Annotated in this window: 23 protein-coding genes; 17 read left to right on the plus strand and 6 right to left on the minus strand. The window is 55.2% G+C overall.

What is annotated here, in order from left to right; genetic code table 11:
• Positions 1–57 precede the first annotated feature (57 nt).
• On the plus strand, positions 58–1,398 hold the full coding sequence (locus tag R2K28_RS17265; RefSeq protein WP_316366404.1) for an ATP-binding protein: 1,341 nt from the start codon (positions 58–60) through the stop codon (positions 1,396–1,398).
• Entirely contained in the window at positions 1,395–2,033 is a 639-nt protein-coding gene (locus R2K28_RS17270) for a response regulator transcription factor (protein ID WP_316366406.1), read from the plus strand. The genes R2K28_RS17265 and R2K28_RS17270 overlap by 4 nt, the downstream gene beginning before the upstream one ends.
• Before the next feature lie 8 nt (positions 2,034–2,041).
• Here the strand turns inward: R2K28_RS17270 and R2K28_RS17275 are convergent, their stop codons facing one another.
• Together R2K28_RS17275 and R2K28_RS17280 are read right to left on the minus strand one after the other, a co-directional pair.
• A complete protein-coding gene (locus R2K28_RS17275) occupies positions 2,042–2,404 on the minus strand; it encodes a putative quinol monooxygenase (RefSeq protein WP_316366407.1) in 363 nt (120 codons plus the stop codon).
• Positions 2,405–2,486: 82 nt separating this feature from the next.
• Positions 2,487–4,550 carry a TonB-dependent receptor family protein gene (locus R2K28_RS17280; protein WP_316366408.1) on the minus strand — a complete coding sequence of 688 codons (2,064 nt, stop codon included), beginning with the start codon at positions 4,548–4,550 and terminating at the stop codon, positions 2,487–2,489.
• A gap of 66 nt (positions 4,551–4,616) precedes the next feature.
• On the opposite strand from R2K28_RS17280, the gene R2K28_RS17285 reads away from it, so the two are divergent.
• From R2K28_RS17285 to R2K28_RS17310, 6 genes are all read left to right on the plus strand, one after another.
• Positions 4,617–5,990, plus strand: coding sequence for an ATP-binding protein (locus R2K28_RS17285; RefSeq protein WP_316366409.1), 1,374 nt, complete (start codon positions 4,617–4,619; stop codon positions 5,988–5,990).
• Between the two features lie 138 nt (positions 5,991–6,128).
• On the plus strand, positions 6,129–6,776 hold the full coding sequence (locus R2K28_RS17290; RefSeq protein ID WP_316366411.1) for a response regulator transcription factor: 648 nt from the start codon (positions 6,129–6,131) through the stop codon (positions 6,774–6,776).
• Positions 6,777–7,073: 297 nt separating this feature from the next.
• The gene (locus R2K28_RS17295) at positions 7,074–9,383 is read left to right on the plus strand and encodes a TonB-dependent receptor (protein WP_316366412.1); all 2,310 of its coding nucleotides are present in this window, start codon (positions 7,074–7,076) and stop codon (positions 9,381–9,383) included.
• 254 nt (positions 9,384–9,637) lie between these two features.
• The gene (gene exbB, locus R2K28_RS17300) at positions 9,638–10,063 is read left to right on the plus strand and encodes a TonB-system energizer ExbB (RefSeq protein ID WP_316366413.1); all 426 of its coding nucleotides are present in this window, start codon (positions 9,638–9,640) and stop codon (positions 10,061–10,063) included.
• The gene (locus R2K28_RS17305) at positions 10,060–10,434 is read left to right on the plus strand and encodes a biopolymer transporter ExbD (RefSeq protein ID WP_316366415.1); all 375 of its coding nucleotides are present in this window, start codon (positions 10,060–10,062) and stop codon (positions 10,432–10,434) included. The genes exbB and R2K28_RS17305 overlap by 4 nt, the downstream gene beginning before the upstream one ends.
• Positions 10,434–11,129, plus strand: a complete 696-nt coding sequence (locus R2K28_RS17310) for an energy transducer TonB (protein WP_316366416.1) — start codon at positions 10,434–10,436, stop codon at positions 11,127–11,129. The genes R2K28_RS17305 and R2K28_RS17310 overlap by 1 nt, the downstream gene beginning before the upstream one ends.
• Before the next feature lie 62 nt (positions 11,130–11,191).
• On the opposite strand, the gene R2K28_RS17315 is transcribed toward R2K28_RS17310, so the two are convergent.
• Positions 11,192–12,352, minus strand: a complete 1,161-nt coding sequence (locus tag R2K28_RS17315; RefSeq protein ID WP_316366417.1) for a GGDEF domain-containing protein — start codon at positions 12,350–12,352, stop codon at positions 11,192–11,194.
• Between the two features lie 200 nt (positions 12,353–12,552).
• Between R2K28_RS17315 and R2K28_RS17320 the strand changes: the two genes are divergently transcribed.
• From R2K28_RS17320 to R2K28_RS17330, 3 genes are all read left to right on the plus strand, one after another.
• Positions 12,553–13,860, plus strand: coding sequence for a response regulator (locus R2K28_RS17320; protein ID WP_316366418.1), 1,308 nt, complete (start codon positions 12,553–12,555; stop codon positions 13,858–13,860).
• A gap of 85 nt (positions 13,861–13,945) precedes the next feature.
• Positions 13,946–15,139, plus strand: a complete 1,194-nt coding sequence (dinB, locus tag R2K28_RS17325; protein ID WP_316366420.1) for a DNA polymerase IV — start codon at positions 13,946–13,948, stop codon at positions 15,137–15,139.
• Between the two features lie 192 nt (positions 15,140–15,331).
• Positions 15,332–15,811 carry a bacteriohemerythrin gene (locus tag R2K28_RS17330; RefSeq protein WP_316366421.1) on the plus strand — a complete coding sequence of 160 codons (480 nt, stop codon included), beginning with the start codon at positions 15,332–15,334 and terminating at the stop codon, positions 15,809–15,811.
• Between the two features lie 152 nt (positions 15,812–15,963).
• Here R2K28_RS17330 and R2K28_RS17335 read toward each other — a convergent pair whose 3' ends face one another.
• Positions 15,964–16,392, minus strand: a complete 429-nt coding sequence (locus tag R2K28_RS17335; protein WP_316366423.1) for a hypothetical protein — start codon at positions 16,390–16,392, stop codon at positions 15,964–15,966.
• A gap of 466 nt (positions 16,393–16,858) precedes the next feature.
• On the opposite strand from R2K28_RS17335, the gene R2K28_RS17340 reads away from it, so the two are divergent.
• The gene (locus tag R2K28_RS17340; RefSeq protein ID WP_316366424.1) at positions 16,859–17,506 is read left to right on the plus strand and encodes a PEGA domain-containing protein; all 648 of its coding nucleotides are present in this window, start codon (positions 16,859–16,861) and stop codon (positions 17,504–17,506) included.
• A 63-nt stretch (positions 17,507–17,569) separates the two neighbouring features.
• Here the strand turns inward: R2K28_RS17340 and R2K28_RS17345 are convergent, their stop codons facing one another.
• A complete protein-coding gene (locus R2K28_RS17345; RefSeq protein ID WP_316366425.1) occupies positions 17,570–18,232 on the minus strand; it encodes a c-type cytochrome in 663 nt (220 codons plus the stop codon).
• A gap of 92 nt (positions 18,233–18,324) precedes the next feature.
• Positions 18,325–19,566 carry a hypothetical protein gene (locus R2K28_RS17350; RefSeq protein ID WP_316366428.1) on the minus strand — a complete coding sequence of 414 codons (1,242 nt, stop codon included), beginning with the start codon at positions 19,564–19,566 and terminating at the stop codon, positions 18,325–18,327.
• 812 nt (positions 19,567–20,378) lie between these two features.
• Here R2K28_RS17350 and R2K28_RS17355 point away from each other — a divergent pair.
• From R2K28_RS17355 to R2K28_RS17375, 5 genes are all read left to right on the plus strand, one after another.
• Positions 20,379–20,615: a DUF6116 family protein gene (locus tag R2K28_RS17355; protein ID WP_316366429.1), complete on the plus strand. Its 237-nt coding sequence runs from the start codon at positions 20,379–20,381 to the stop codon at positions 20,613–20,615.
• Complete coding sequence (locus tag R2K28_RS17360) at positions 20,612–21,139, plus strand: LEA type 2 family protein (RefSeq protein WP_316366430.1); 528 nt, start codon at positions 20,612–20,614, stop codon at positions 21,137–21,139. Before R2K28_RS17355 ends, R2K28_RS17360 begins: the two co-directional genes overlap by 4 nt.
• 499 nt (positions 21,140–21,638) lie before the next feature.
• Positions 21,639–22,370: an ABC transporter ATP-binding protein gene (locus R2K28_RS17365; protein ID WP_316366432.1), complete on the plus strand. Its 732-nt coding sequence runs from the start codon at positions 21,639–21,641 to the stop codon at positions 22,368–22,370.
• Between the two features lie 217 nt (positions 22,371–22,587).
• Positions 22,588–24,951 carry an ABC transporter permease gene (locus R2K28_RS17370; protein ID WP_316366434.1) on the plus strand — a complete coding sequence of 788 codons (2,364 nt, stop codon included), beginning with the start codon at positions 22,588–22,590 and terminating at the stop codon, positions 24,949–24,951.
• A gap of 24 nt (positions 24,952–24,975) precedes the next feature.
• The gene (locus R2K28_RS17375) at positions 24,976–26,193 is read left to right on the plus strand and encodes an efflux RND transporter periplasmic adaptor subunit (RefSeq protein ID WP_316366436.1); all 1,218 of its coding nucleotides are present in this window, start codon (positions 24,976–24,978) and stop codon (positions 26,191–26,193) included.
• Positions 26,194–26,267 lie beyond the last annotated feature (74 nt).

The raw sequence follows: 26,267 nt of genomic DNA on the forward strand, positions 1-26,267 counted from the left end.
ACTCGACACTACAGCATTAAAATGACCTGACCTTTTCCTTGTTTCAGGGATAAACGTGTGAACCTTAGATTCAGACTCAACCTTATCGTGACCCTGGTACTGTTGATTATTCTAACCATCAGCGCCATCCAGGCGGTAAGTAATGCGCGGCAAAATGTGCGCGCCGAATTGGAGTCAGCAATGGTGTTCGCCATGCATATGCTGGCCGCAGAGTTGCGCCATATTCATCAGTCCGGAGAGTTCGAGCAGCAGCAATCCGCACCATTCAAGCTGGATCAGCTAGCGAACGTCCGCCATCTTCAGATTGCTTTTTACGATCTTGAGAATAACTTGATAGAAAGTAATGAGGTAACAGCGCAACAAGGAATTGAAACCACGCCGGACTGGTTCAAAGAACTGATGTACACAGCACTGCAGGATATCCCTACAAAGCGTTTGCCAGTCTACACGGATACAATCAAATTAGGGGAACTTGTTGTCAGCCCGGAACCCAACAGTGAAATATCTGAAGCATGGCATGAGACAAAAATGTTACTGGCGATGATTTCACTGGTTTTCCTGGCAGTGAATATCATGGTCTATCTGGCTGTCACACACGCCTTGAGACCTATTTCCCATATCACCAAAGCCCTGTCTGATATTGAATCAGGACAGCTTGAAACACGCCTCCCCATTTTCAAGCTTCCCGAGATGGCGAGCATCAGTCAAAAGTTCAACACCATGGCGGCAACGATGCAGAACAGCATCCGTAACAATCAGCGCCTGACCCAGCGAATGATCCGCCTGCAAGAGACAGAACGAAAGAGCCTTGCGCAAGAACTTCACGATGAAATCGGCCAGCATTTGACCGCGATACATGTTGACGCCTCAGTGATAAAGCAGTCTACTGATCTGACCTCAAGCATTAAAAGCGCCCAGGCCATCGACGAGGTTGCATGCCATATGATGGTGATTCTACGAAGCATGCTAAAGCGCTTGAGACCCGGCGGTCTTGATGAGTTGAGTTTTGTTGATGCACTCCAGGAGCTTGTAAATTCCTGGCGACAGAGACATACAGGAACCGACCTGAGTTATCAGATCCAAAATAAGTTTTGCCTGGACGACGAAGCCATTCAGTTGACCCTGTATCGTGTACTACAGGAGTGCCTGACAAATATCAGTCGGCATGCAAAAGCCACTCATGTCAGCGTCAAATTGACAGCGAGCAATGCAACCTATTCGCTTGAGGTCACGGATAACGGAAAGGGCTTTGATCTCTTGCAGCAGAGATCAAGTTTTGGCATTTCAGGGATGCAACAGCGGGTTGAGAGTGTGAATGGCCAGATGGATATCGACGCCAAGCCTGGTGAAGGTGCAACCATCAAGGTAAACATTCCAAAGCCAGGAGAGTTTCTGTGAGCCAGTCGATCAATGTACTGTTGGCGGATGATCATGTGGTCGTCAGGTCCGGACTGAAGCGGCTGCTGGAACAAAACAGCGAGATAAGCGTGATTGGAGAAGCTGAAAATGGTGAACAGGCCTATCAACTCTACGCTGAATCTTCCCCTGATGTGGTAGTCATGGATCTCTCCATGCCAGGCATGGGCGGGCTCGAGGCATTGAGACAAATCATAGGGGACTGGCCGGACGCCAAGATCATCATCTATACCATGCATGAAAATACCAGCTATGCCATCCAGTCGATGGCTGCCGGTGCAATGGGATATGTTGTAAAATCCGGTCCCACCGATGACCTGGTAAACGCAGTCAGACAAGCCAGTGTCGGGAATAAATATTTAAGTGCTGACATGGCCCAGAAAGTTGCCTTGAACAGCATCGCCGTTGATGACGATCCCGCGCAAAAACTGACTGCGAGAGAGTTGGAGGTGTTTCGGCTCCTGGCCGAAGGTATGACGACCGAGGATATCGCCAGTCATCTCGATATCGGGCTTAAGACTGTCGCCAACTATCAAACCAATATCAGACAGAAGCTCGACATCAACTCCCCTGTCGAGCTTGTCCGCCTGGCGATCAAACATGGGGTGATTACTTAAGCCTGATCTCAGCGCCTAAACCCTGTCTCCATGGTAAAGAGTTCCGGATTCAATGCGCTCAGGGGTTCGCGCAGTTTCTCGATCTCGGCGGCGGGGGCGTGAATCTCCAGGCGGGTTATTTCGGCGATCTTAAAGGCCTCATCCAACAGCGCCCCCACATTTTCGAGATGGGCCAGTATCCCCTCCGCATCCGCATAGCCTTCGCGACAGTGGGCCTGCAGGCCATTGAAGCTGAAACCGTAGTGCATACATTTAGGTTCTGTCTGGGTCTTCTCCACGAACCGTTCACCAAGGCGACGGAATTCTTCCAGCTTGTCTTCGTGGATCTTGAAGTAGGGGACCAGGGTACAGCAGGTATCGGTCAGCGCCATAGTTGTTCTCCTCATTGGTGGATCCAATCTGTTTTGCGTCCTGAATTTTATCCCTCTTCGGTGCGGCAAGCCGCACCCTACCTTAGCCCTCGAAATCGTAACGCAGGGTCAAGCCGGCATAGACATCCCGGTCAGGGGCCGGCTCGAAATAGCGTCCGCCAAAGGCGTTGATGCGCACATTGCCGTTATACTGCTTGTCGAACATGTTATTCACGCCGATAAAGGGTGAAAGCTCCCAGGGACCGATAAATTTGCTATAGCCAAGCCGCAGATCGGCCACGGTGTAGGCATCATTGGTTACCGTGTTGGCGTTATTGGCGTAGATCTCATCCACGTAGAGGGCGGTGAACTGGCCGTAAACACCATTCGGATGAGTATAGGTGAAATCGGCGCTGAGCAGATTTTCCGGGATACCGGGAATGGTCTTGCCACTGAAGTCGTTGCCGTTGTCATCGATGAACTCATCGAACTCGAAGTCGGAATAAGTATAGGCCAGGGTGGCGATCAGGTGCTGCACCGGTTCGATCACCAACTGCACCTCCAAGCCATTGCGCCTTGATTCACCCGCATTCTCGTAGAACTCTATGTCATCTACCTCGAAGGGTACCAACTCGTCGCTGACATCCATGGTGAACAGGGCCAGATCGTAGCGGGCCTTGCTCCCCAGCCTGCCCTTCACGCCGACCTCATAGTTGGTGGCGACCTGTGGATCGAGTTCCTGGTTGAAGCCGGCCCCATCCGGATCGCGCAGTTCCACCGCGGTGGGTGACTCGAAGGAGCGGGAGATATTGGCGTAGAGATTGAGTCCTGGCCTGGGGGTGAAACGCAAGCCCAGGGACGGGCTGAACTTACGAAAGCTGCGATCGCCGGAGTCGTCCCCATTGCTGAGAAAGTTGTCCTCCACATCGAAGTCGAGGCGATCGTAACGGCCACCCAGGGTCAGCTCCATACGCTCACTGATGCTGTATTCGTTCTGGATATAGAGACCGATACTCTCCACCTCTTCATCCTGGTCCTGGATCTTCGTGCCCAGACTATCCCCTGCCAACAGATATCGTTTGCGTTCATCCTCCTGGCGATCCAGGTCGAGACCCAGGGTGAGGCGGTTGGCGTGACCCGACAGGGGAGCGGTATGGGTGTACTGGGCGCCACCGCCAACGGCAAAACGATCCAGCAGGATACCGTGACCGGTGGCGCCGATGGGCAGACGGTTGGCCAGATCGCGGGAGACATAGTAGTTGCGTACCCGCAGCTCTCCCCTATCCCCCATTGGCCTGTCGTAGACGAAACCGAGCCGGGTCTGCTCCAGCTTCTCGCCGGAATCGAGGCTCAGGTTTCGGGTCCAGGCCTGGGTCGGGTCCTCATCCACCAGGGCCTCGGTCAGACCGCCTGGATCGTCGGCCTGGGGCGAATCGGTATAGTTGAGTATGGTCGTAAAACGGGCACCGCCATCGAGATCGACACCGAACTTGCTGTTCAGGGAGCTGAGTTCGGTAGCACTATGTTCACGGTAACCGTCATAGCTCAGGTCTGAAAAATTGACCAGATAGTCGAAGCGATCATTCGTGCCACCGAACTTGAGTTGGTGTTTTTGGAAACCATCTTCACCGAAGGTTGGTCGAAATGAGATAAAGGGAGTTTCGGGTGGCTCTTCGGACTCGATCAGCAGCGCACCTCCCGAGGCATTGCCATACAGGGCGGAGACAGGCCCACGGATCACCTGCATGTTGCCGATGGAGCCGATATCGATACTGTCCACATTGGCCTGGCCGTCCGGCAGGGTCTCAGGGATACCATCCACGATGACCTTGATACCGCGGATACCGAAGGCGGAGCGGGCGCCGAAACCACGGATGGAGACCCGTAGATCCTGGGCAAAGTTATAGCGGTTCTGCATGAAGATACCGGGTACCTTGGTCAGGGATTCGTCCAGGCCGAGCTGGGGTTGGGCAAACTGGATCTCCTCCTGTTGCACGATACCGACCGCGGCAGGCACCGTATCCAGGGGTTTCTCCACCCGGGTGGCGGTGACAGAGATATCGTCAAGGGGGGTCGCCCTGCCCGTTTCGTCAGCGATGGCAACACTCAACAGGGAGGCAGCGATTATTATGAGCAGTGTTAAGGTTTGACGAACAGTGGGCATCATGATTCACTCCAAATGTATGTACGGCTTGCTTGTTGCAATAAATAATCCAGTTATACCCGGGATGCCATGGGATATTTTCCCGACATCCATTGGCCGATTTTCCCAATGACCCTGACCCATCGCCTGATACTGCTGGTAATCGCCATTGTGATGACGATGCTTGCCAGCGGTGCCTACTACGCCATCGACGTGACCCGGGACAGCATCTCGGACGAAATAAAATCGAGCGCCCGTCTGACCATGCAACTAATGACCGCCGCCCTGATCAGCGGTAGCGCCGAAAATCAACCGGAGGAACAGCAGATCCTGATCAGCCATCTGCAGCGCCTGGACGATATCCGCCATCTCAACATTGCCGTAGTGCGCGGTGACGGCACCATCATCTATCCCTTCAGCGAGCGTCAACAAGCACCCCGGCAGAGTGTCCCAACCTGGTTCGTCGACCTGGTCAAACCGCCACCGGCGGAGTATCGCAAGCGCATCGCCAGTCCCCTGATCGGCACCAGCGAGATCGTCATCCTGGCCGATCCCACGGACGAGATCCAGGATGCCTGGCGGGAGGCGCGGTCGATCGTTATCTTGATCGTGGTTTTCACCCTCCTCTGCATCATCCTGATGGCGATTATCATCCGCCACTCGCTTAAGCCGGTAAACCAGATCAGCGCCGGACTCGGGGTGATTCAGTCAGGGGACTATGCCGCACGCCTGCCCCAGTTCAACCTGCCCGAACTCAACCGCCTGTCCCAGCAGTTCAACCACATGGCACAGGTGTTGGATGAACAGCAGAGAGAGAACCGTCAGCTGAATAAGCGCCTGCTCTCGGTGCAGGAGTCGGAGCGTCGGCATTTGTCGCGGGAACTGCATGACGAACTGGGTCAATCGATCAGTGCCATCAAGGCGATGGCGGTAACCCTGAGACAGCAATCCGATGCCAAACTGGAGGGTGCCAATGCCATCATCGGGGTCTGCAACCAGATGTATGGCGTGGTCCGGGACATGATGAACCGGTTGCGCCCCGTGGCGCTGGAGGAGCTGGGATTGGTCACCGCCATAGAGCGCCTGGTGGACGGCTGGAACGACCGTCAGGAGGAGTGTTTCTGCGCCCTCACCATTCGTGGCAACTACGATGCAATCAATGAGGATACCGCGATCACCCTGTATCGCATTGTGCAGGAGGCGCTGACCAATGTGGCCAAGCATGCCGCGGCGGAGAAGGTCGAGATCCAAATTGAGCAGGGCACGAACAGAAAGATCGCATTGCATATCCGGGACAATGGTCGGGGTTTCGACCAAAACAGCAGGCGCAAGGGTATGGGCTTGCTGGGCATGCGCGAGCGGGTCGAGGCGTTGAATGGGAAAATCTCCCTTGCCAGCGAGCCAGACCGGGGTGTATCAATTGATATCCATATACCCCTCGAAGACCAGATGACAGGGAAATAGTAGGTTTTCCTGACCACCTACCATACTCAGCCATGGGAAGGGTGTCATGAGCATCATGGAAGCCGATATAAAGGTATGCGTTTTTAGTATCTCCGCTGATGCAATGGCTGAGTAACGCGGGCAATCAGGTTAATGTGTATGAATCCAATCCGGGTACTGTTGGTTGACGATCACGCCGTGGTGCGCGCGGGCTACCGCACCCTGCTGGACGGCGTACCTGACATTAAGGTCGTTGCCGAAGCGGAACGAGGGGAAGAGGCCTGTCAGCGCTTTGCCGAATTGCTGCCCGACGTGGTGGTGATGGATCTGTCCCTGCCGGGCATCGGCGGTCTGGAAGCAACCCGCCGCATCATTGCCCGGGACAGTGAGGCGGCAATCCTGGTGTTCAGCATGCATGACGACACGGCCTTCGTGGAGAAGGCCCTGGCAGCAGGGGCACGGGGTTATATCACCAAGAACAGCGCCGCGGAGATCATGGTCGATGCCATCCGTGCGGTGGCATCGGGCCAAGCCTTCATCGATCACGAGCTGGCGCAGAATCTGGCCCTGCGCCGGGCCGGTGGTGGTGGCGAGGTTTTCGATTGCCTGACCACCCGGGAATTTCAGATCTTCAACCTCCTGGCCCACGGCAGGACCCCGACAGAGACCGCCAGTGAATTGGCCCTGAGCTACAAGACCGTGGCCAACTACACCACCCAGATCAAGACCAAGCTCAACGTAAAGACCACCACCGAGCTGGTGCACCTTGCGATTCGGCACGGGATCATCGATCCAGTGAGTGAATAGTTTTGATTTGTCCGCAATGAACGCAAATGTTTATTTAATGCGTAGGGTGCGGCTTGCCGCACCATGAACATAGACATGGCACGAGCATATTTAGGTTAACGGTGCGGCAAGCCGCACCCTACGCTTGTTCAGATACAGACCCAATGCTTGCCAGTGTCACGCGTGACACTGTTCAAAATTGTTCTGATTTGGTACGGGAAGATTTCCCGAAATCCCGAGAAATGCTCCTCTTCAACTCAGGACGCGGAACGCATATAACTTCTCTCAAAGCAGTTGAAACAAAGAGAGAAAACGACCATGCCTGCAGTTTTACAACAACAATTAAATCCTATGCGGTTGCTGTTCTCCGCCTCCCTCGTCCTATCTGGCTCCGGGACGGGGTGGGCGGATGAGCGCTTACCTGCCATCGACGTGATCAGCACCACACCCTTGCATGGGGTCGAGATCGAACGCAACCAGTTGCCGATGCATACCGAGACCGCTAGCGACAAGGATATAGAGAAACAGCAGAGCCTCGACCTTTCGGAGTTTCTCAACCAGCGTTTCGGCAGTGTCTTTCTCAACGAGGCCCAGAACAATCCCCTGCAACCGGATCTGCTCTACCGGGGCTTTGTCGCCTCGCCGCTGATCGGACTGCCCCAGGGTATGTCGGTCTACATGGACGGGGTGCGTATCAACGAACCCTTCGGCGACACCGTCAACTGGTCGGTGATCCCCGAGTCGGCCATCGCCGGGGTCAACCTGATGGCAGGCTCCAATCCCCTGTTCGGACTCAATACCCTGGGCGGCGCCCTCTCGGTGAAGACCAAAAACGGTTTCACCCACCCGGGCGCGGAGGTGGAGCTTTCGGGTGGCTCCTTCGGTCGTTACACGGCCCAGGCCAGCATCGGCGGCAGTGAGGATAACCTTGGTTATTTCATCACCGGCAACTACTTCGACGAGGATGGCTGGCGGGACTACTCCCCATCGGAATCGAAACAGCTCTTCGGCAGCCTGGGCTGGCAGGGTGAAGCCAGCTCCCTCGACCTGACCCTGAGCCTCAGCGACAGCGAGCTGATCGGCAACGGGGCCTTACCGGAGGATCTGCTGGAGGAGGATCGGGAGGCGATCTTCACCCGTCCCGACATCACCGAACAGGAGGCGACCCTGCTACGCCTGGGTGGTCAGCATGCCCTGGGTGACGAGATTGTGTTGGAGGGTGCGATCTTTTTCCGCAACAGTCAGATCGACACCCTCAACGGCGATGACTCCGACTTTGAAGAGTGTGAAGAGGCGGAGAACGAAGGCTTTATCTGTGAAGAAGAGGAAGGGGAAGAGGAGGAGGTTGTGTTCGACCAGGATGGCAATCCCGTGGTGGCGGACGATGATCTGGAGGGTGGCACCGTGAACCGCTCCGAGAGCGATCAGGACACCTTCGGCCTGAGCCTGCAGACGGCCTTTCTGCAGCCCCTCGGCGATCGGGACAACCAACTCATCGTCGGCATCGCGGCGGATCGCAGCGAGGTGGATTTCTCCTCCGACACTGAACTCGGCAGCCTCGACGACAGCCGTCGGGCCACCGGCAGCGGCATCTTCGTGGAGGAGAGCTTCACCGAGGTGGAGACCGAGACCAAGAACCTCTCCTTCTACTTCACCGACACCTGGTCGGTGACCGAACAGCTGGCGCTGACCCTCTCCGGTCGCTGGAACAAGACCGAAATCGAGCTGCGCGATCAGCTGGGCACGGCGCTGAACGGTGACCACAGCTTCACCCGTTTCAATCCGGCCCTGGGTCTCGCCTACGACCTCAACCAGGGGGTCAACCTCTACGCCGGCTACAGCGAATCGAATCGCGCCCCCACCGCCATGGAGCTGACCTGCGCCGATCCGGAGGATCCCTGCCGTCTGCCCAACGCCTTCCTCTCCGATCCGCCCCTGGAACAGGTGGTGGCAAAGACCTGGGAGGCCGGCCTGAGGGGTTCCATCCCTGGAATGAACTGGCATGTGGGTCTGTTCCAGACCACCAATGAGGATGACATCCTCTTCATCAGCGCCGGTGCACTCACCAACGAGGGCTACTTCGACAATGTGGGCGAGACCCGACGCCAGGGTCTCGAACTCAGCCTCAACGGCAGCCTGGTGGACAACCGCCTCGACTGGTTCCTCAGTTACACCCGTCTCAAGGCGACATTCGAGGAGAATCTGAACATCGCCAGTCCCAACAACCCCTTCGCGGTGGATGGCGAACTCGCAGTGGAATCCGGGGATCGTCTGCCGGGACTGCCGGAGAACCTGCTCAAAGCCGGCGTGACATACCAGATGACCCCCAAGTTCTCCCTCGGCGCCGATCTCCAGTACAGCTCGGACATCGTGCTGCGGGGCGATGAGGCCAATCTGGATGATGAGATCGACGGCTACAGCCTGATCAATCTGCGGGGTGAGTATCAGGCCAGCGACAACCTCAAGCTGTTCGCTAAGGTGGATAACCTGTTCGACAGGGAGTACGAGACCTTCGGTCTCTACGGCGAGGCCGACGAGGTGCTGGGTGACGATTATGAAAACCCCCGTTTTCTCTCACCCGGCTCGCCACGGGCGTTCTGGGCTGGACTCAGCTACAAGTTCTATTAGGGCCTGTATAGACCATGCCAATATTGTGTGTCCAAAGATGGAGAGGGTTTATACCGCAAGGTTTCGGATGGGGTTCATAAACCTACCCCGAGATTAGCAAGGGAAAGGAGTATCGATCAGGAAGAATAAAGGTTTATATCCTCGGTATGGGCCGGCAGATCGTTTTGGGTGAGTAGACCTTAGGGTCTACAATCAGGCATCATCCAAATATGATCCCGGCCCGTGTTTTTTCCGGGATGTCAGTCGGAGGCTACGTGGAGTTTATAAAACAGTATCTCGATATCTTTGTCTTTGGCCTGCTTGGCCTGATGAGCTTTGTCATGGTCTGGTTCGTGATTGAACGCTATATCTTCTTCGCCCGGATAGCGCTCTCGGATTACGAGCATGCCGATACCCTGAATATCACACTCACCGCACACTTGACCACCATCGCCTCGATCGGTGCCAACGCACCTTACATAGGCCTGCTCGGTACCGTGATGGGGATCCTGATCACCTTCTACGATCTGGGTCAGGGAGGCGATATCGAACCGTCGACAATCATGCTCGGCCTGGCCCTGGCGCTGAAGGCCACTGCCATGGGCCTGGTGGTGGCGATTCCGGCGATCCTCTTCTACAACGCCCTGCTGCGCAAAGTGGATGTGCTGACCGAACGCTGGAAGCGGATGCAGGGATCATGAAACGCATCGACACGGTCAACGTCATCCCCTTCATCGACATCATGCTGGTGTTGCTGGCGATCGTGTTGACCACCGCGACCTTTATCTACCAGGGCAGGATAAACCTCGATCTGGCCGAGGCGGAACATGCTGAATCCCTCAGCGATATCGAGGGTGTGGAGATCGCCATCGACGCCCAGGAGCAGCTCTATTTCAACCAGGCCGCGGTGGATAAGGATGCCCTTGGGGAACATCTCAGTCTCCTCATTGAGCGGACCCCGGTAGTCCTCTATGTGGACAAGACGGTACGATTCGAGCGATTCGTGACGGTCATCGATCTGCTCAAGGCGAACAAACTGGAGACCCTATCTATCGTTGCACGCGGCAATTAATGAGTACCCATACGCCGGCATTTCTGATCTCCGCCCTGATCCATCTGGGGCTGCTGGCGCTGGTGTTGACCGGCGTCGCCCAGTTGCCAAGCGACACTCCACAGGATACCCGCCTGGCGGTGAGCCTGGAGATGTTTCAATCCCCACCTCCTCCGCCACCCGAGCCAGAGCCGGAACCTGTTGTGGAGGTAGAACCAGAGCCCGAACCCGAGCCCGAGGTGGTCGAGCCACCACCACCCAAGCCCAAACCGAAGCCAAAGCCGAAACCTAAACCCAAGCCCAAGCCACAACCGAAACCGAAACCGCAGCCAAAACCTGAGCCGCCGCCAGTTGAGAAAACTGTTGAACCCGTGAAACAGCCCCCTCCACCGGTAGTGCCCGCTGTAGATGTGGGCTTGATCCGACGCCTGGAGGCGGAGTACAAGGCCATGCTGCGCAAGGCTATAGAGCGTAACAAGGGTTACCCACGCCGGGCCGTGCGCCTGCGTCAAGAGGGTGAGGTGCTGGTGGGTTTCATCATCCGCCGGGATGGTGTCATCGAAGCCTTACGCATCGTCGAAAGCTCGGGCAGCCGATTGCTCGACAAGGCCGCCCGTAGCGCAGTGGAGAAAATCAGCGGCAGGCTGCCGTTTCCCGAGGAACTGGAACGCGATGAATGGGAGTTCACCATACCTATCAATTACTCACTGCGTTGAGTGAAAGCAGCTTAGCACTGAGATAGATGGACCGGTTCAGACAGGGATCGTTTTTTTACAATCTATTCGCCAAAGACCGGCTTATGATCTTCTGTCAAATTATCTATTTGAACCACAGTCCGGTTCCTACCCGCTCGCTTGGCTGTATAGAGCGCGGAATCCGCACGACCAATCAGGTCATCAGATTGATCCTGCTCCATCATTTCCGTAAGGCCAATTGAAATGGTCAGGGAAAAATCATCGGGAAGCACTTCACAATGAAACTGTTCAACGCATTTACGAATACGTTCGAGATGAATTTCGGCCTCAGACAGATTAGTAGCCGCCATGATAATAATAAATTCCTCACCACCATAACGAATCAACTTGTCAGATTCACGTATCTCATGCCGAAGCAGCCCAACCAATCCCTTGAGTACTTCATCACCACCCACATGCCCAAAACCGTCATTGATAAGCTTGAAATGATCGACGTCTATCATTGCCAAGGAACAAGGGATCGCCTTGCGTGAATGGAGACTGAACTGCTCCGCAAGGATGGCTCTAAGATTTCGCCGATTGTAAATACCCGTCAAGACGTCATGAGATGCCTCGTTCTCAAATATGCGTCTTTTATTGAACATACGTATGAGCATCGTGTAACCATAATAGCCAATAGCGATGGCACGCAACAGAAAAAGGGAAAAACTGACCATGACAAGCAGAGACACTATCAGTTCGTCATAAATCAGGGTGGGCACCGCGTTGTGATTGAAGACGATGGCCAGGGAGATAGCGATTGCAGTGACAAGCCAAACCGAGATCAACTCAAACAAGCGGATTCTCAAGGCACCGAAAGTGAATATCACGATTAAATGCCCAAGAAAGAAAATGGATATTTGAGGCGCTAACATGAGCCCCAATACCACGGTACAGATAGCGTAGACCATCTGCCACAAAGTCATGTGGGGATTTTCAAAACGTTCACTGAAACCACTCCAGTGCAATGAACTAAAAGTCAACACATGTCCCAGGCCGGCCAGCCCATAATAGAGCGGCACATGGATATAAATGGTATCGGTAAGGGTAAAGAGGAACAGCAGAATGGCATCCAGCAAATAGCTGATTCCAATAATGCCGACAACGACCACACGTAACAGGCGAAGTCTGGTTTGCTCAGGGACGCCTTGGAGCGGCTTTAGATCATCTAAAAAAACTTTGTCCAGCTCGTTGCTCAGTGACATGATTCTGACCAGCCGATATCCATATTCTCTAGTTTAGTCTATCGGACCCACTTCAGGTCTAACCTAAATCGGGTCGTGACTCATAGCACCTCTGCCACTACCAACCCACTGTTAATGCCAATGTTGTACACTCTATGAGTAGTAACCAAGTAATAAACTTTTCGACCTAGGATTGCGAGTGAAGTATGGGCAACAGAATCATGCTAGTGGATAGCTCCAGCGCCGCCCGTGAGGTATTAACCCGGCGCTTACAGAGTGCCATGCCTGGGATTGATATCACCAGCTGCGCCAGCGCCACCGAGGCCCTGCAACGTATGCAGCAGGAACGCTATTCGTTAATCACCACCGCGCTACTCCTGCCGGACATGGACGGTTTGGACTTCTGCCGCAACATCCGCTCCAGCAAGCGCCACCGTTACGCCCCGGTCATCGTTGTCTCCTCAGATGCCGACCAACGCCTGCTGCACGAAGGCTTCAATGCCGGGGTTACCGACTACTTTGATAAGGCACTCGGTTTCAAGGCTTTCGGCCAGTTCATCAAATCGTTCCTGGAACACAATCCAGACCTCTGCGGCCGCATCCTCTATATCGAGGACAGCAAGACTGTCTCCAAGGTAACCCGACAGATGATGGAACAGCATGGTATGGAGGTGGTTCACGTCACCTCCGTGGAAACCGCTCAATCACTGCTCGAAAAATCCCATGCCGAGCATGAAAAAGGCTTTGACCTGGTGATCACCGATTTTCATCTGAAGGGTGAGATGACCGGTGGCGATCTGCTCTACTTTTTACGCGTACGCCTACGCTACTCGCAGCAGCAGCTACCGGTACTGGTCACTACCGGCAATGAGGAAGCAAACACCCAGGTGGAGGTATTTAGCGCCGGCGCCAACGACTTTGTCATCAAGCCCCTGGTGGAGGAGGTTGTGATGGCTCGGGTTCGTGCATTGCTGCTGGTCAAATACCAGTATGACGCCCTGCTTCAGCAAACGGCGAACATGGAGAGAATTGCCACTACCGACACTCTTACAGGCACCCGTAACCGACTCTATTTACTCGAAGAAGGCCAGCGTTTTCTCACCAGTGCCCCAAACGGTTGGGTATTGATCATCGATCTGGATCACTTCAAACACATCAACGACACAAAGGGTCATCTGATGGGAGATCAGGTCCTGATGGCAATGGGTAAACTCCTGAACCTCCGCTTCAGCGATAGCTTGTCTGCCCGCTTTGGCGGTGAGGAATTTGTCGTCGTCACTCATGGTGACGAAACGCCAGTGCGAGCCGAGGATCTGCGTATAGCAGTGGAGGAACTCGATCCTGTCGGGATCGAGGTCACCATAAGCATCGGCCTTGCTTGTATGGATGACCACCCTGGAGACGATCTCAACACCCTGCTCGGCCATGCCGACAAGGCCCTCTACGCGGCCAAGGACGCAGGCCGCAATCAAGCCTATGTAAACAAGGGTGATATCATTAAACCGGTGGCGTTAGAGATTAGATTCTAAATACTCCCATAAACCGATCGATTGATAACGCCTAAATTGAGCGACACGAATTGATCATGCAGATCGTCTTTATATACTACAAACCATGACCCAACGTCTGATCATGCATATCGACCTGGATGCCTTTTTTGCATCCATTGAGCAGCGAGACCATCCTGAGTATCAAGGGCGCCCGCTGGTGGTGGGTGCGCAACCGGGTAAACGTGGCGTGGTTGCCACCTGTTCCTACGAGGCGCGACGCTATGGCGTACGCTCGGCGATGCCGATCGGTGAGGCTGCCCGACGCTTACCGCCGGAGACAGTCTACCTGCGTCCAAGCATGGACCGCTATGCTGAGGTCTCGCAACAGATCATGGCAGCCTTGGAGAGTATCTCCCCGGTGGTAGAGAAGGTCTCTGTGGATGAGGCTTTTCTGGATATCTCGGGCATGCAGCGTCTGATCGGCTCCCCAGATGTCATAGGACGCCAGGCCAAAGCCCTTATCCTGGAGAGTGTGGGATTGACAGCGTCGGTGGGGATCGGCCCCAACCGCCTGATCGCCAAACTCGCCTCCGAGTACCAAAAACCAGACGGCCTGACCATCGTACTGGCGGACCAGGTGCAAGCATTTCTCGATCCCCAACCCCTGACAGTGTTACGCGGATTGGGGACAAAGAGCGCACCGATCCTGCAACGTCTCGGCCTGCGCAGCGTGGCTGACGTTCGTCGACTATCCCTGTTGGATTTACGCCGCCACCTGGGGGACCTGGCCGGTACGAAAATCCATGCCCAGGCCTGTGGCATTGCCTCTGACACAATCCAACGCTTTACCGAGCGCAAGTCAATCTCCAAGGAGACCACCTTCAACCAGGACATAACCGACCCGGAGATAGTGCGCGACACCCTCCACTGGGCAGCCCAGGAGGTGGGCTATATCGCCCGCCAGGAGGGTCGCAAGGGAGGTGTGGTGACGCTAAAGATCCGCTTTCGCGGCTTCGAGACACATACCAGAAGCCGAACCCTGAGCACACCAACATCGGTGGACCGGGAGATCTTCCAACAGGCCTGGGCACTCTACCAGGCCGGTCTGTGGCGAGGACGGCCAGTGCGACTGGTAGGCTTGGGTATCAGTGGTTGGGATGAGGATAGCTCCAGTGTGGCGGAGCAAGGAGAACTATTTGATGAAATCACATCAGAACCCGAGCCCAAACAGGATCATCTCTACCGAACAATGGATGCAGTGAGCAAAAAATTTGGCAAGCAATCGTTGCATCTTGGGATACGGCGTCGAAAAATGTAATCCAGTTCATATTTCCAGGTCTTGGACTGCAATATTTTGCTGTTTCTGGTATTGTCGCGCCCTCTTGCGAATGACTCCAATTTAATAACGACCTAGACTAGATACATACCCCTTGGGAGGCCTTGACGAGGGCAGAGAATAGCCTGAAGTCGAATCCCGTATTGATACTGTCTTGATATGGAGATCTCTATAATGAAACCCTTTCTGTTTTGGCGCGATGATTGGCTGCTCGGATTACAAAATATGGACGAGCAGCATCTGGAACTGGCCGACGCCCTGAATGACCTACACCTGGTAATTACCCATGACATAGAAGAGGGTCAATGCAGAAACATGGACCAAGTCAGCCGCCAGCTCTCTGACCTGGCGGAACTGGCACGCCGTCACTTTCAGGGTGAAGAGGCGTCGATGCAGGCACACGACTATCCTGGGCTTGCCGAACACCATCGCGAACATCGCTTGCTCATGGCTGAGCTGCAGGCATATATTCGAGAGATCGAAGCAGGCAGCAAGCCTTTCTCCCTTGAAACCCTGACTGCACTCAAACACTGGCAGATCAATCATGTGATCTACAGTGATAAAATGTTCGCTGACTTTCTAAGGTGCCAGTCTCGCTCAAAGAACGATGACAAGTATGAGACTATCGCCAGAGTTCAGACTCAGACTGGTTAGCGCCGACAGGGATTGTTGACCACCACCGATCCAAAGCCAATTGATAGGGGCTAGCCATAACTTTCTAATACTCAGCCATTTCTGCAATGCCAGACCCTATACACTGACTGATTCGCCATAGGGCAAATCAGTCAGCCAGGGTCAGTTGAATATCAAATAGAATTATTGTCGCAATTAGTGGTGTAGATAGCGATAACTCTGTCTTTGGTCACGCGCAGATTTTCCACCGCCAGCGGCAGATTCTCCGGGATCCTTGTCTCAGTCCGCCGGGCCGGATAGGGATTGCTGTTCTCACCGATCAAATAGACGGTATCGCTCAACACCGCTTGCAGTGACCAGAAGGTTCCCTTCGAACCTATACCCTTGGCATTCATATCGTGAATCGCCTGCTCGATATTATCCAGACGATACACCCGGCCATCCTCTTCGTTATAGAGGATATGCTGATTACCCTTGGCATCGACTCCCACGATCTTATTCACGATAACCAGCGTATCATCCAAGCCGGATGAGGCCAGGGTCATACCATCGGCGGGCATGGCTCTCTCGTCAGCTGTTGCCTGTAGAGACAGAAACAACATCGTTAGTACTGTTAAAGAAGATGTTAAGAACTGCATCATAATCTTCATTTCAAACCTCCAGAGTTATAAAAACTCATATCGACTTGTAACATTTCAAGTCATTAGTAATCTAAAATGGGCTGTGAATATTGCCCGAATAAATAAATAATCCCTAACCAGTAGTGATTTTCTCCATAAACACCGTGTAACCGTCATATCCAGTGCCAGAGTCACTATCCGGATAACGATTCTGAGTACACAGTCGCTACTGTTGTCAGATTGTTCTCATCTTTATGAATTACAAACTAGTCGCCCATTCTTAAACCAGACTTAAAAGTAGTGTTCAATAATCTAAAGTGTGATCAAGTAGTTAAGATTTAATTAAGCGTTAAGGGTCCACTCAGCACCTGCTGAACGTGCCTTTTGCCAGGACTTGACTTATAGTGCGGTGAATTTTAAATAAGAATCTTAATAAAGAGGGTGTGAAATGGGGAAACATCTAATCCCGGATATCAAGGGTGTAATCTGTATCACTGCCTGTCTACCCTTGCTCTCCGCTTGCAGCGGTATTGGCGGGGTATCGGGTGACATGCCTCTAAAAGTTACAACTGAACCCAGTGGCGCCAGAATCTACATCATGGGAAAAGCGATCGGTGAAACGCCAGCCACAATTTCCCAACAGCAGCTCTACCCCACGGGTTACGATGCCGGCAACCAACAGATGTACGGGACCCTGTTGATCAAAAAGGCAGGGTGTCAAGATCTCAAAAAACGTATCCACTATCAGGACTTCAACACAGGCTTGTCAGTCAAACTCAACTGTAGTGGAACCCCGAACATCTCAGCCAAACAGCCTATGCCCCCCGCTGCAGCAACCACTCACCCGACGACATCACAACAAGAGAGTGCAACAGCGGTTAAGAGTTCCGATTCACCGCAAAATCATGAACCCCCGGCTGGTTTCAGCCCTACTCAACAAGATTTACCAGAGACTGAAAAGGCCGATACCAACAAGGTGCCGATTGAGAATTCGATTAAGCAGCGTCTGATTCGTATCGATAACCTCAGACAAGAGGGCCTGATCACAGAAGAGGAGTATCGACAAGCCCGCAAAAGGATTCTCGATGCATTGTAAGCGGATAAAAAAAGCCGCTGCCTGATGGCAGCGGCCCCCACCCTATTTTTATTGTTTTACCTTTTAGTAATTTGGTAGCAGACGCAGATAACTGATCACCCCTATGATCTCATCTTGGGTAAGCATTTCCTTCCAACCGGGCATCAATGATTTCCCTGGCGTTCCAAAAGTTACAATCTCGATCAGATGAGAGTTTGGATGCTTGTTCAATTCAGCACCGTTGGTATGGTCCATCGCTTTCAAGTCCAACACCGCTGCCAGGGGACCGTCACCCTTTCCTGATCGACCATGACAGGCAGCGCAGTTATCTTCATAAACCCGTTTACCCACCCGCGGGTCACCTAACAGGGGGTGCTTCGACTTTTGTAAGAAACGTATGAAGGAGACAATGGATTCGATTTGATTGCCCGGCATGGCCAATCCCCACTGGGGCATGGCGCTGGTCCCCGAACCGTGTTTCACAGTGCCCTGGATCATACCAAACAGCTGTCGGTCCGATATGTCTGAAACACCACCATCACCATCGGTCAAGTCTGCAGGGGAGACATCGAGTTTTTTAGCCAGTGGTCCGGTTCCCTTGCCATCTGTACCATGGCAGAGAAAGCAAGACTGATTGAACAGGGCATAACCCTCGTAAGTATTGCCTGCGTAAGCGGAGATTGATATCAATCCACATGCGATCACCCACGCCGCGAATCTGGTCATTCTAGTAACAATTCTGTTCATGAGTAAATCCTCACTTGTGTCGGGTAATGCAATCTTGCAGCCGGGACGACTGAATAAGTCTGTTGTTTATTCAACATGGTGCAAATTCTCCTTTAGTAACCGGCAAAGAGCTGAAACAGCCATTTACTGTCGCGCTCATTGCCACGCGCATCCACACCATCTCCACTCTCTTTCACATAATAGACTTCGAAACGGATATTCTGTGAGAATAGATAGTTCGCACCGATCGTCGTGGCATTAAACTTCGAATCATCATCGGATCCGTCATCCAGGGTGCGATAGGCAGCAAAGATATTCGCCTTGTTGGGCAACACGCCCAACTGGGCAAGCATCCCGAATGCCTCACCGTCATCGGTATTCGTGCAGCCTTCCAGAAAATGAGACTCATCAGAGGAACAACTGCCATAGCTGGCGTAGATACCCAAGGGTAGGCTGCCTACGCTCCCCTGCATCTGACCGTCAACGACCCAACCGTCGGTTGCTATCAGCGTCTCGCCACCGGCACCATCAGCAACTTCAGCATCACCCGACCACAGCTGGAAACCAAAACCAGTATCCCAGGAACCGATAAACGGGGTGTAGGCGGCACGCAGATAGTGAGCCAGCCCTGACGGTTTAACCTCGAGATTGTTCTCTTCCCAACCCGGCACCCAGGGGGTGTAGTTAATGAAGAAATTATGGCTCGAGGCAACAAGAGCAATACCGGTCGCCTCGCCACTACCCAATCCCAACGCCTGCGCGGCACTGAAACCCCTGCGTTCCTCAATCGGCCGTTGCGAGCGCTGAGCGCCAGTATTCAATAACTCAAAACCATATGCCGCTCCCAGTCCATCGGTGGAGAAGGGTATGGCGCTGAATTGGGTGTTCCCCGCTTTACCCAGATTGAAATGGACCTTGGTTGAGAGAAAGGAGTTGGCATCGGTCAATCCCAGCTCCATGAGAAAGCCGGCATCTTTTGCCAACTTGCCTCCCACCAGCAGGGCTGCTTCATCGGGCCACTCGATGACACCGAAGTCACTACCGGCGTTGGTGTTGCCATTGCTTTTCACATAGCGCAGCTTGGTTATCACCGATGCGTTCAACATCAGCGGCAAGGAAATATCATCGCCCTCGATCATGCCTTGACCACCGGTCAGTGTATAGCCGCCGGAGCGGAACGATCTGCCAAACGAGTTGAGTGCCGGAAAGTGTTGAAAATGGCACGCGCTACAGGGCATGCTTGTTTGGCGGGCAAATGCAGGTACGGCGTCGGCCTGCTGTGGTAGCACCAACCCCCCTATTATTATCAATATTCCCATTGCATAGCTATGCAACATCGTGAGTCTGTTAATCATTCGCTTCTCCAGAGAGTGAAGGCTTGTTTAACTCAGTCGTTTGTTACTGCTTTGCGGTCATTTCGAGCTCGGCATCATAGTCTGCCATCGATCGCCATATAACCTGTTAACGACCCCATATCGCCGGATGCTGTATAAAGTACACCCACACGCAATATCGCATTCGGGTTGTGATGGAAGGAGAGAACTAAATTAATGACATAACCGGAAAGTAGTCGTCCTGCTCGACTGGGAGATTTGCAGATAGAAGCGCAAACCAACCCTTTACCCTCTTGGCAGACATAGTTATTGCAGTATTCGAAGCGTGTACAGACTCGCTAACAAATCGGCCTGCCTTGACACATTGAATATAAGCCCAGTTACATATTGACTGACAAATTCAATCAGTGTCCTACAGGCACCCCTTTAAATCCGATTCATTAGCAGAAGCGTTTGTACACACCCCGGCCACCCCATCCATCATCCCTTTAAATTGTGGTTAATTCACCCACTCGAGAACGACTCTCAGTTGGGCGCGCTCTCTTTTATTAATTTATGCGATATTAATTATTGTGATTACGTTCACATTTACATTACCCCTAAGATATCAAGTTTATTATGGGTAGATACCCTACTTTTCCGTATAAGTAATTACCCACATTGGAATGATAGTTAACTGGGGTGATCACCCAGGAGAGAGGCTCAGTCCATACAATTTCACACTCTGAACTGGACTGAAACAAGCGCATCAGAGACCATTGCTTCTAGAGACCGTAAGGGATTGACACACATGACCAGCACACTCAACGTAATAGCCTGACATTACAAGCAAAATGACTCAGATACCCATTATCGCAGCGCTCCTGAAATACGCCGATCGGTTAAAATTCCGTCAGCTGTTTCTGCTCACAGCCTCGCTGTTTGCCCTCGACCTGCTGATACCCGATCTGATTCCTTTCGTTGACGAACTGCTGTTGGGGCTATTGACACTGTTGTTCGGTTCCTGGCGAAAGACCAAGCCGGAAGAGCCAACACCGATTGAACATACGGAACAGGACCCGCAACGATGAATGCAGTAAGAAACAGAGGAAACCATTCGCGTAACAGGCTTGCTACTTTTACCCTGCTATTACTTCTGCTCCAGACCCTTTTCGGTTGCGCATCCCTGCAACCCCAGGAGGATAGAATCAGGGTCACCATTGCCGATCTGAGACCGCTGGAATCGACCCTCATGGAGCAACGCTATCTGGTCAAGATCCGCTTGCAGAATCGCTCCAGGGAGGCCCTGAATATCGACGGTATGAGTTTCGACCTGGACCTGAATGGCAAGCGGTTCGCCTCGGGTGTCAGTAACCAGACAGCAACCATTGACGGTTTCAGTGAATCGATGCTGGAAGTTAAGTTAAGCAGTACGGTATTCGGCCTGATAAAACAGTTCGGCGCACTGCAGGACCGCCAGAGCGGGACCTTTGATTATCAGATCAGCGGCAGCCTGAGTTCACCGGAGAGCATGCTGGCCCTGCCCTTCAGCGAAAAGGGTGAGATCAATCTGCTGCCGAGCGCGGCAACCCCGAAAGAAGCCAAACCGGAATAACCGCAAATTTTCGCGAATGCTTTTTTTAGTCCGCGAATGAACGCGAATATATATTTATTGGTTTGCTACAAAGTTATATCCCCATAGGTGGCGGAGATGCGTCCTGCGGTCTTCATTCGTAGCAGGCTTATCTTAATCTATATCGGTGCGGTTTTGCAGATTGTTTCGGTGCGGCAAGCCGCACCCTACGCACTAACTGGCAGAACGGAGGTGGCTGGTGTATCTCTTTCGCAGCAGCGGCAGGGATGCCGCGAAAGCCCCGTCAGCACACGGACGTGCTGTTGGGGCGGCGGAGAAAGAGGTACACCAGCCACCGTAACTGTTTAACAGTGCGGCAAGCCTCACCCTTGCGTAACATAGTTGGGATGATCAGATTCGGCAGCTGGATTGCTGCCAGTCAATCCGACCGGTAGATTGCCGGTTATACTTCCCTAAGGGAGATATGGAATCGCTGTAATCTCTGTATCTATGCGTCCGGCAACAAGGAGTGGTAGCAGTCTTGTCCACATCGATTCGTGCAGAGCAACAGACCCCAACCCTGGAGGGCAGGTCTCTCACCAAAACCTACCATACCGGAGCGGTGGACGTGCATGCCCTGCGCGGGGTGGATATATCACTCTACGAGGGCGAGTTGGTTGTGTTGCTGGGTCCTTCCGGCAGCGGCAAATCGACCCTGCTCAACATTCTCGGCGGTCTCGATACCCCCAGCAGCGGCCGGGTGCGCTTCCGCGACAGCGAGATCACCGACGGTGACGAGTCGGTGCTGACCCGCTACCGGCGCTTCCATGTGGGTTTCGTGTTCCAGTTCTACAACCTGATCCCCAGCCTTACGGCGCGAGAGAACGTCGCCCTGGTGACCGAGATCGCAGGCGATCCCATGCAACCGGCGGAGGCCCTGGGCCTGGTCGGTCTGGGTGAGCGGCTCGACCACTTCCCAGCCCAGCTCTCCGGCGGCGAGCAGCAGCGGGTGGCCATCGCCCGGGCCATCGCCAAGCGCCCCGACATCCTGCTCTGCGACGAACCCACCGGCGCGCTGGACAGCGAGACGGGCATCCTGGTGCTGGAGGCGATCGAACGGGTCAACCTGGAACTGGGAACCACCACAGCGGTGATCACCCACAACACGGTGATCGGCAAGATGGCGGATCGGGTGATCCATTTTGGGGATGGGCATGTGGTCAGTACCGAGCTTAACCCTGAGCGTCAATCGGCCAGCGGGTTGAGCTGGTGAGCAGGCGGGGGCTTAAGAACAAGGTAATCGGTGCGGCAAGCCGCATCCTCCGCCGGATTCTGGTGTCGTCATGCCGGTACCCATCCTGTGCTGCTCCTGATAGGGCACCTGTATCCAGGCGTAGTCTTGATTCTGGTATTTGGTGGGGCTGGGCCCCACCCTACGCTTCGGATTCCGGGTTGGCGGTGAAGCGTGCCGCAGCCGACGGGGGAATGCTATGCGTGCGCTGAATAAAAAGCTGCTGCGCAATCTTTGGAAGCTGCGCGGGCAGGTGCTGGCCATCGGCATCGTCATCGCCTCCGGGGTGGCGGTGCTGGTGATGTCCCTCTCCGCCCTGCAGGCGTTGACCGAGACCACCGAGGCCTATTACGAGCGGCAGCGTTTCGGCGAGGTCTTCGCCAGCGTCAAGCGGGCGCCCCAACGGCTGATCGAGCAGATCCGCACCATCCCCGGGGTGCGCTCGGTGGACCACCGCATCAAGTACCTGGCCACCCTCTCCATCGAGGGTTTCGAGGAGCCGGTGATCGGCCAGCTGGTCTCCATCCCCGAAGGCAGACAGCCGCGACTCAACCAGCTGGTGCTACGTGAAGGCCGCCTGGTCAGTCCCGGCCATCCCGACGAGGTGGTGCTGAGCGAGCCCTTTGCCGAAGCCCACGGCATGCAGCCGGGGGATAGCTTCGAGGCGCTGATGAACAGTAATCTGCGCACCCTCACCGTGGTCGGCGTCGCCCTTTCGCCGGAGTATGTCTATACCATCGGCCCCGGCGCCCTGATGCCCGACGATCTCCGCTTCGGTGTCATGTGGATCGGTCGCGAGGCGCTGGAAGCGGCCTACGATCTGGACGGCGCCTTCAACGATCTCAGCCTGGGCCTGCTCCACGGCACCAATCCGCAGGATGTGATCGAACGCCTCGACAAATTGCTGGAGCGTTACGGCGGCACCGGCGCCATCCCCCGCGCCGACCAGATCTCCAACTGGTTCCTGATGAACGAGATCCGCATGCAGGAGACCATGTCGACCATCCTGCCGACCATCTTCCTGGCGGTGGCCGCCTTCCTCAGCAATATGGTGCTGGGCCGGCTGATCGCCACCGACCGTAGCGAGATCGGTCTCATGAAGGCCTTTGGCTACAGCAACTGGCAGGTGGGCTGGCACTACGCCAAGCTGGTGATGGCCATGGCCGGGGTCGGCATCATCCTCGGCTGGGCCGCCGGGGCCTGGCTCGGCCGGGTCAACACGGAGCTCTACGCCGAGTTCTACCGCTTTCCGTTGCTGATCTTCCGCCCCGATCCCGGGGTCTTCGCCATCGGCGCCCTGGTCAGCCTGATCGCCGCCCTGGCCGGCAGTCTGGGAGCGGTGCGCCGGGCCGCCAACCTGCCCCCCGCCGAAGCCATGATGCCACCGGCGCCACCCCTCTATCGCAAGACCCGCATCTCCGGCAGCCGCTTTATCCTCTGGCTCGATCAGCCCTCCCGCATCATCCTGCGCCAGATCGTGCGCACCCCCTTCAAGGCGCTCTTCACCAGTATCGGCATCGCCTGCTCGGTAGCGGTGATGATCATGGCTCTGCAGTGGCTCGACTCCATCGACAGGATCGTCGACGTCTTCTTCCACGACGCCCAGCGCCAGGACATGATGGTGGGGCTGGTGGAGACCCAGTCCGATACCACCTTGCTGGAGTTCCGCCGCATGCCCGGGGTACTCGCCGCCGAGCCCATGCGGGTCACCAGCGTGGAGTTCCATGCCGGCACGTCCACCCACCGGGGGGCCATCGAGGGCGTCCCGGACAACCCGCAACTGCAGCGGGTCTACGATGCGGGTGGCCGGGTGGTGCAGGTGCCGCCGGACGGTCTGCTGCTCTCCACCGCACTGGCGGATAAACTGCATCTGGGCATAGGTGACAGGGTCCACGTCGAGGTGCTGCAGGGACGACGGCCCAAGCGCAGCATCCCGGTGGTGGATCTCTACGAGACCTACATCGGCATGACCGCGTATATGAATATCGACGCCTTCAACCGCCTGATGGGGGAGAGGGGCAGCCTGGAGTATGTCACCCTGCTGGTGGACGACAGCCAGCTACCGGCCCTCTACAAAGAGCTGAAGGCGCTGCCCAAGGTGGCTGCGGTGACATTGAAAGACGCCGCGGTGCACGAGTTCAACGAGACCATGGCGGAGACCATCCTGATCTACATCTCCTTCTTCGCCGCCTTCGCCTGCGCCCTGGGCTTCGGCGTGGTCTACAACAGCACCCGCATTGCGCTCTCCGAAAGGGGCCGGGAGCTGGCCACCCTGCGGGTACTCGGTTTCCATCGCGGCGAGATCTCCTACATCCTGCTTGGCGAGGCGGGGCTGCTGATCCTGATCGGCCTGCCCCTGGGTTGCCTGGCCGGGGCCGGACTGGGCTGGTTCATGACCAGCGCCATGGACTCGGAGCTCTACCGCATCCCCCTGGTGATCAAGGCCTCAACCAACGCCATCGCGGTGCTGGTAACCCTGGCCGCCACCCTGCTCTCGGCGGCGGTGGTGCGCAACCGGCTTGACCACCTGGACCTGATCGCCGTACTGAAAACCCGTGAATAACCATTGAGGCATAGGATAGATGTCATGAGTGCCAACGCAAAACGCATCCTGCTCTGGAGCCTGCTGGGCCTGATCCTGGCGGCTACCCTGGTCTGGGCCTTCATCCCGAAACCGATCCCAGTCGATATGTTGATGCTGGAACCAGGCGAGATGACGGTGACCGTGGACGAAGAAGGCGAGACCCGGGTGCGTGACGTTTTCATCCTTTCGGCCCCCATCAGCGGCCGCGCCCTGCGTATCGACGCCGAGGTGGGTGACGAGGTGCTTGCCCAGCAGACCAAGGTGGCGGAGATCGAACCCACCGACGCCACCCTGCTCGATCCCCGCAGCGAGGCCCAGGCCCGTGCCGACATCCGCGCCGCCGAGGCCAACCTGGTGCTGGCGGAGGCCTCGGTGAAAGAGGCCCGGGTGGAACTCAACTTCGCCCAGAACGAATTCAAGCGCGCGCGCAAACTGCGCGCAGACGCGGTCATGTCAGAGAGGGAACTGGAAGATGCGGAACGTACTTTCCGTACACGCCAGGCAGCACTGGAAACCGTTATCGCCACTCGCCAGGCGCGTCAGGCCGAACTGGAACGGGCACGCGCCCAGCTCATCTCACCCACCGAAGCGCGGGTGAGAGGCGATGAGTGCCCCTGCGTACCGATACGGGCGCCGGTTGATGGACGCATCCTGAAAATTCTGCACAAGAGCGAGGGGGTGGTCTCAGCTGGCGAACCCCTGGTAGAGATCGGTGATCCGGGTGACCTGGAGATCGTTGCCGACCTGCTCTCATCCGATGCGGTCAAGGTGGAACAGGGACAGCAGGTCATCATCGACAACTGGGGTGGCGCCAAGTCCCTTGCCGGAGTGGTTCGAAGAGTCGAACCCTTCGGATTCACCAAGGTCTCGGCCCTGGGCATCGAAGAACAACGGGTGAATGTAATCATCGACTTCACCTCCCCCAAGACCGAGTGGTCGCGCATCGCCCATGGCTACCAGGTCGATGTGAGGATTGTCCTCTGGCAGGGTAATGATGTACTGAAACTCCCCCTAACCGCCCTGTTCAGAGAGGGTGACCGGTGGGCTGTCTTTGTGGAACAGGGGGGCAAGGCCAGTATGCGTAAAGTCAACCTCGGCAGACGCACCGGTCTTGAGGCAGAGATCCTCTCCGGTCTCGCTGCGGGTGAATCCGTGGTTGTGCATCCCGGTGACAAGATTACCGAGGGGGTCGACATCGAGGCCAGGGAGAACGCTCGATAGGCACAGTTCCGATATGCCAAGCAGCATGTCCCATCAATGGCCTTAAGGGTGGAATCATTACAACCGTCTGCGTT

Origin of the sequence: Candidatus Thiodiazotropha sp. CDECU1, from assembly GCF_963455295.1 — a bacterium.
Taxonomy (GTDB): Bacteria; Pseudomonadota; Gammaproteobacteria; order Chromatiales; family Chromatiaceae; genus Thiodiazotropha.

Excerpts from the sequence above, each read along its gene's own strand:
- R2K28_RS17275 (WP_316366407.1), bottom strand. The coding sequence starts at position 2,404 with ATGGCGCTGACCGATACCTGCTGTACCCTGGTCCCCTACTTCAAGATC.
- R2K28_RS17280 (WP_316366408.1), bottom strand. The coding sequence starts at position 4,550 with ATGATGCCCACTGTTCGTCAAACCTTAACACTGCTCATAATAATCGCT.
- R2K28_RS17285 (WP_316366409.1), top strand. The coding sequence starts at position 4,617 with ATGGGATATTTTCCCGACATCCATTGGCCGATTTTCCCAATGACCCTG.
- R2K28_RS17290 (WP_316366411.1), top strand. The coding sequence starts at position 6,129 with ATGAATCCAATCCGGGTACTGTTGGTTGACGATCACGCCGTGGTGCGC.
- R2K28_RS17295 (WP_316366412.1), top strand. The coding sequence starts at position 7,074 with ATGCCTGCAGTTTTACAACAACAATTAAATCCTATGCGGTTGCTGTTC.
- R2K28_RS17305 (WP_316366415.1), top strand. The coding sequence starts at position 10,060 with ATGAAACGCATCGACACGGTCAACGTCATCCCCTTCATCGACATCATG.
- R2K28_RS17310 (WP_316366416.1), top strand. The coding sequence starts at position 10,434 with ATGAGTACCCATACGCCGGCATTTCTGATCTCCGCCCTGATCCATCTG.
- R2K28_RS17315 (WP_316366417.1), bottom strand. The coding sequence starts at position 12,352 with ATGTCACTGAGCAACGAGCTGGACAAAGTTTTTTTAGATGATCTAAAG.
- R2K28_RS17320 (WP_316366418.1), top strand. The coding sequence starts at position 12,553 with ATGCTAGTGGATAGCTCCAGCGCCGCCCGTGAGGTATTAACCCGGCGC.
- dinB (WP_316366420.1), top strand. The coding sequence starts at position 13,946 with ATGACCCAACGTCTGATCATGCATATCGACCTGGATGCCTTTTTTGCA.
- R2K28_RS17330 (WP_316366421.1), top strand. The coding sequence starts at position 15,332 with ATGAAACCCTTTCTGTTTTGGCGCGATGATTGGCTGCTCGGATTACAA.
- R2K28_RS17335 (WP_316366423.1), bottom strand. The coding sequence starts at position 16,392 with ATGTTGTTTCTGTCTCTACAGGCAACAGCTGACGAGAGAGCCATGCCC.
- R2K28_RS17340 (WP_316366424.1), top strand. The coding sequence starts at position 16,859 with ATGGGGAAACATCTAATCCCGGATATCAAGGGTGTAATCTGTATCACT.
- R2K28_RS17345 (WP_316366425.1), bottom strand. The coding sequence starts at position 18,232 with ATGAACAGAATTGTTACTAGAATGACCAGATTCGCGGCGTGGGTGATC.
- R2K28_RS17350 (WP_316366428.1), bottom strand. The coding sequence starts at position 19,566 with ATGATTAACAGACTCACGATGTTGCATAGCTATGCAATGGGAATATTG.
- R2K28_RS17355 (WP_316366429.1), top strand. The coding sequence starts at position 20,379 with ATGACTCAGATACCCATTATCGCAGCGCTCCTGAAATACGCCGATCGG.
- R2K28_RS17360 (WP_316366430.1), top strand. The coding sequence starts at position 20,612 with ATGAATGCAGTAAGAAACAGAGGAAACCATTCGCGTAACAGGCTTGCT.
- R2K28_RS17370 (WP_316366434.1), top strand. The coding sequence starts at position 22,588 with ATGCGTGCGCTGAATAAAAAGCTGCTGCGCAATCTTTGGAAGCTGCGC.
- R2K28_RS17375 (WP_316366436.1), top strand. The coding sequence starts at position 24,976 with ATGAGTGCCAACGCAAAACGCATCCTGCTCTGGAGCCTGCTGGGCCTG.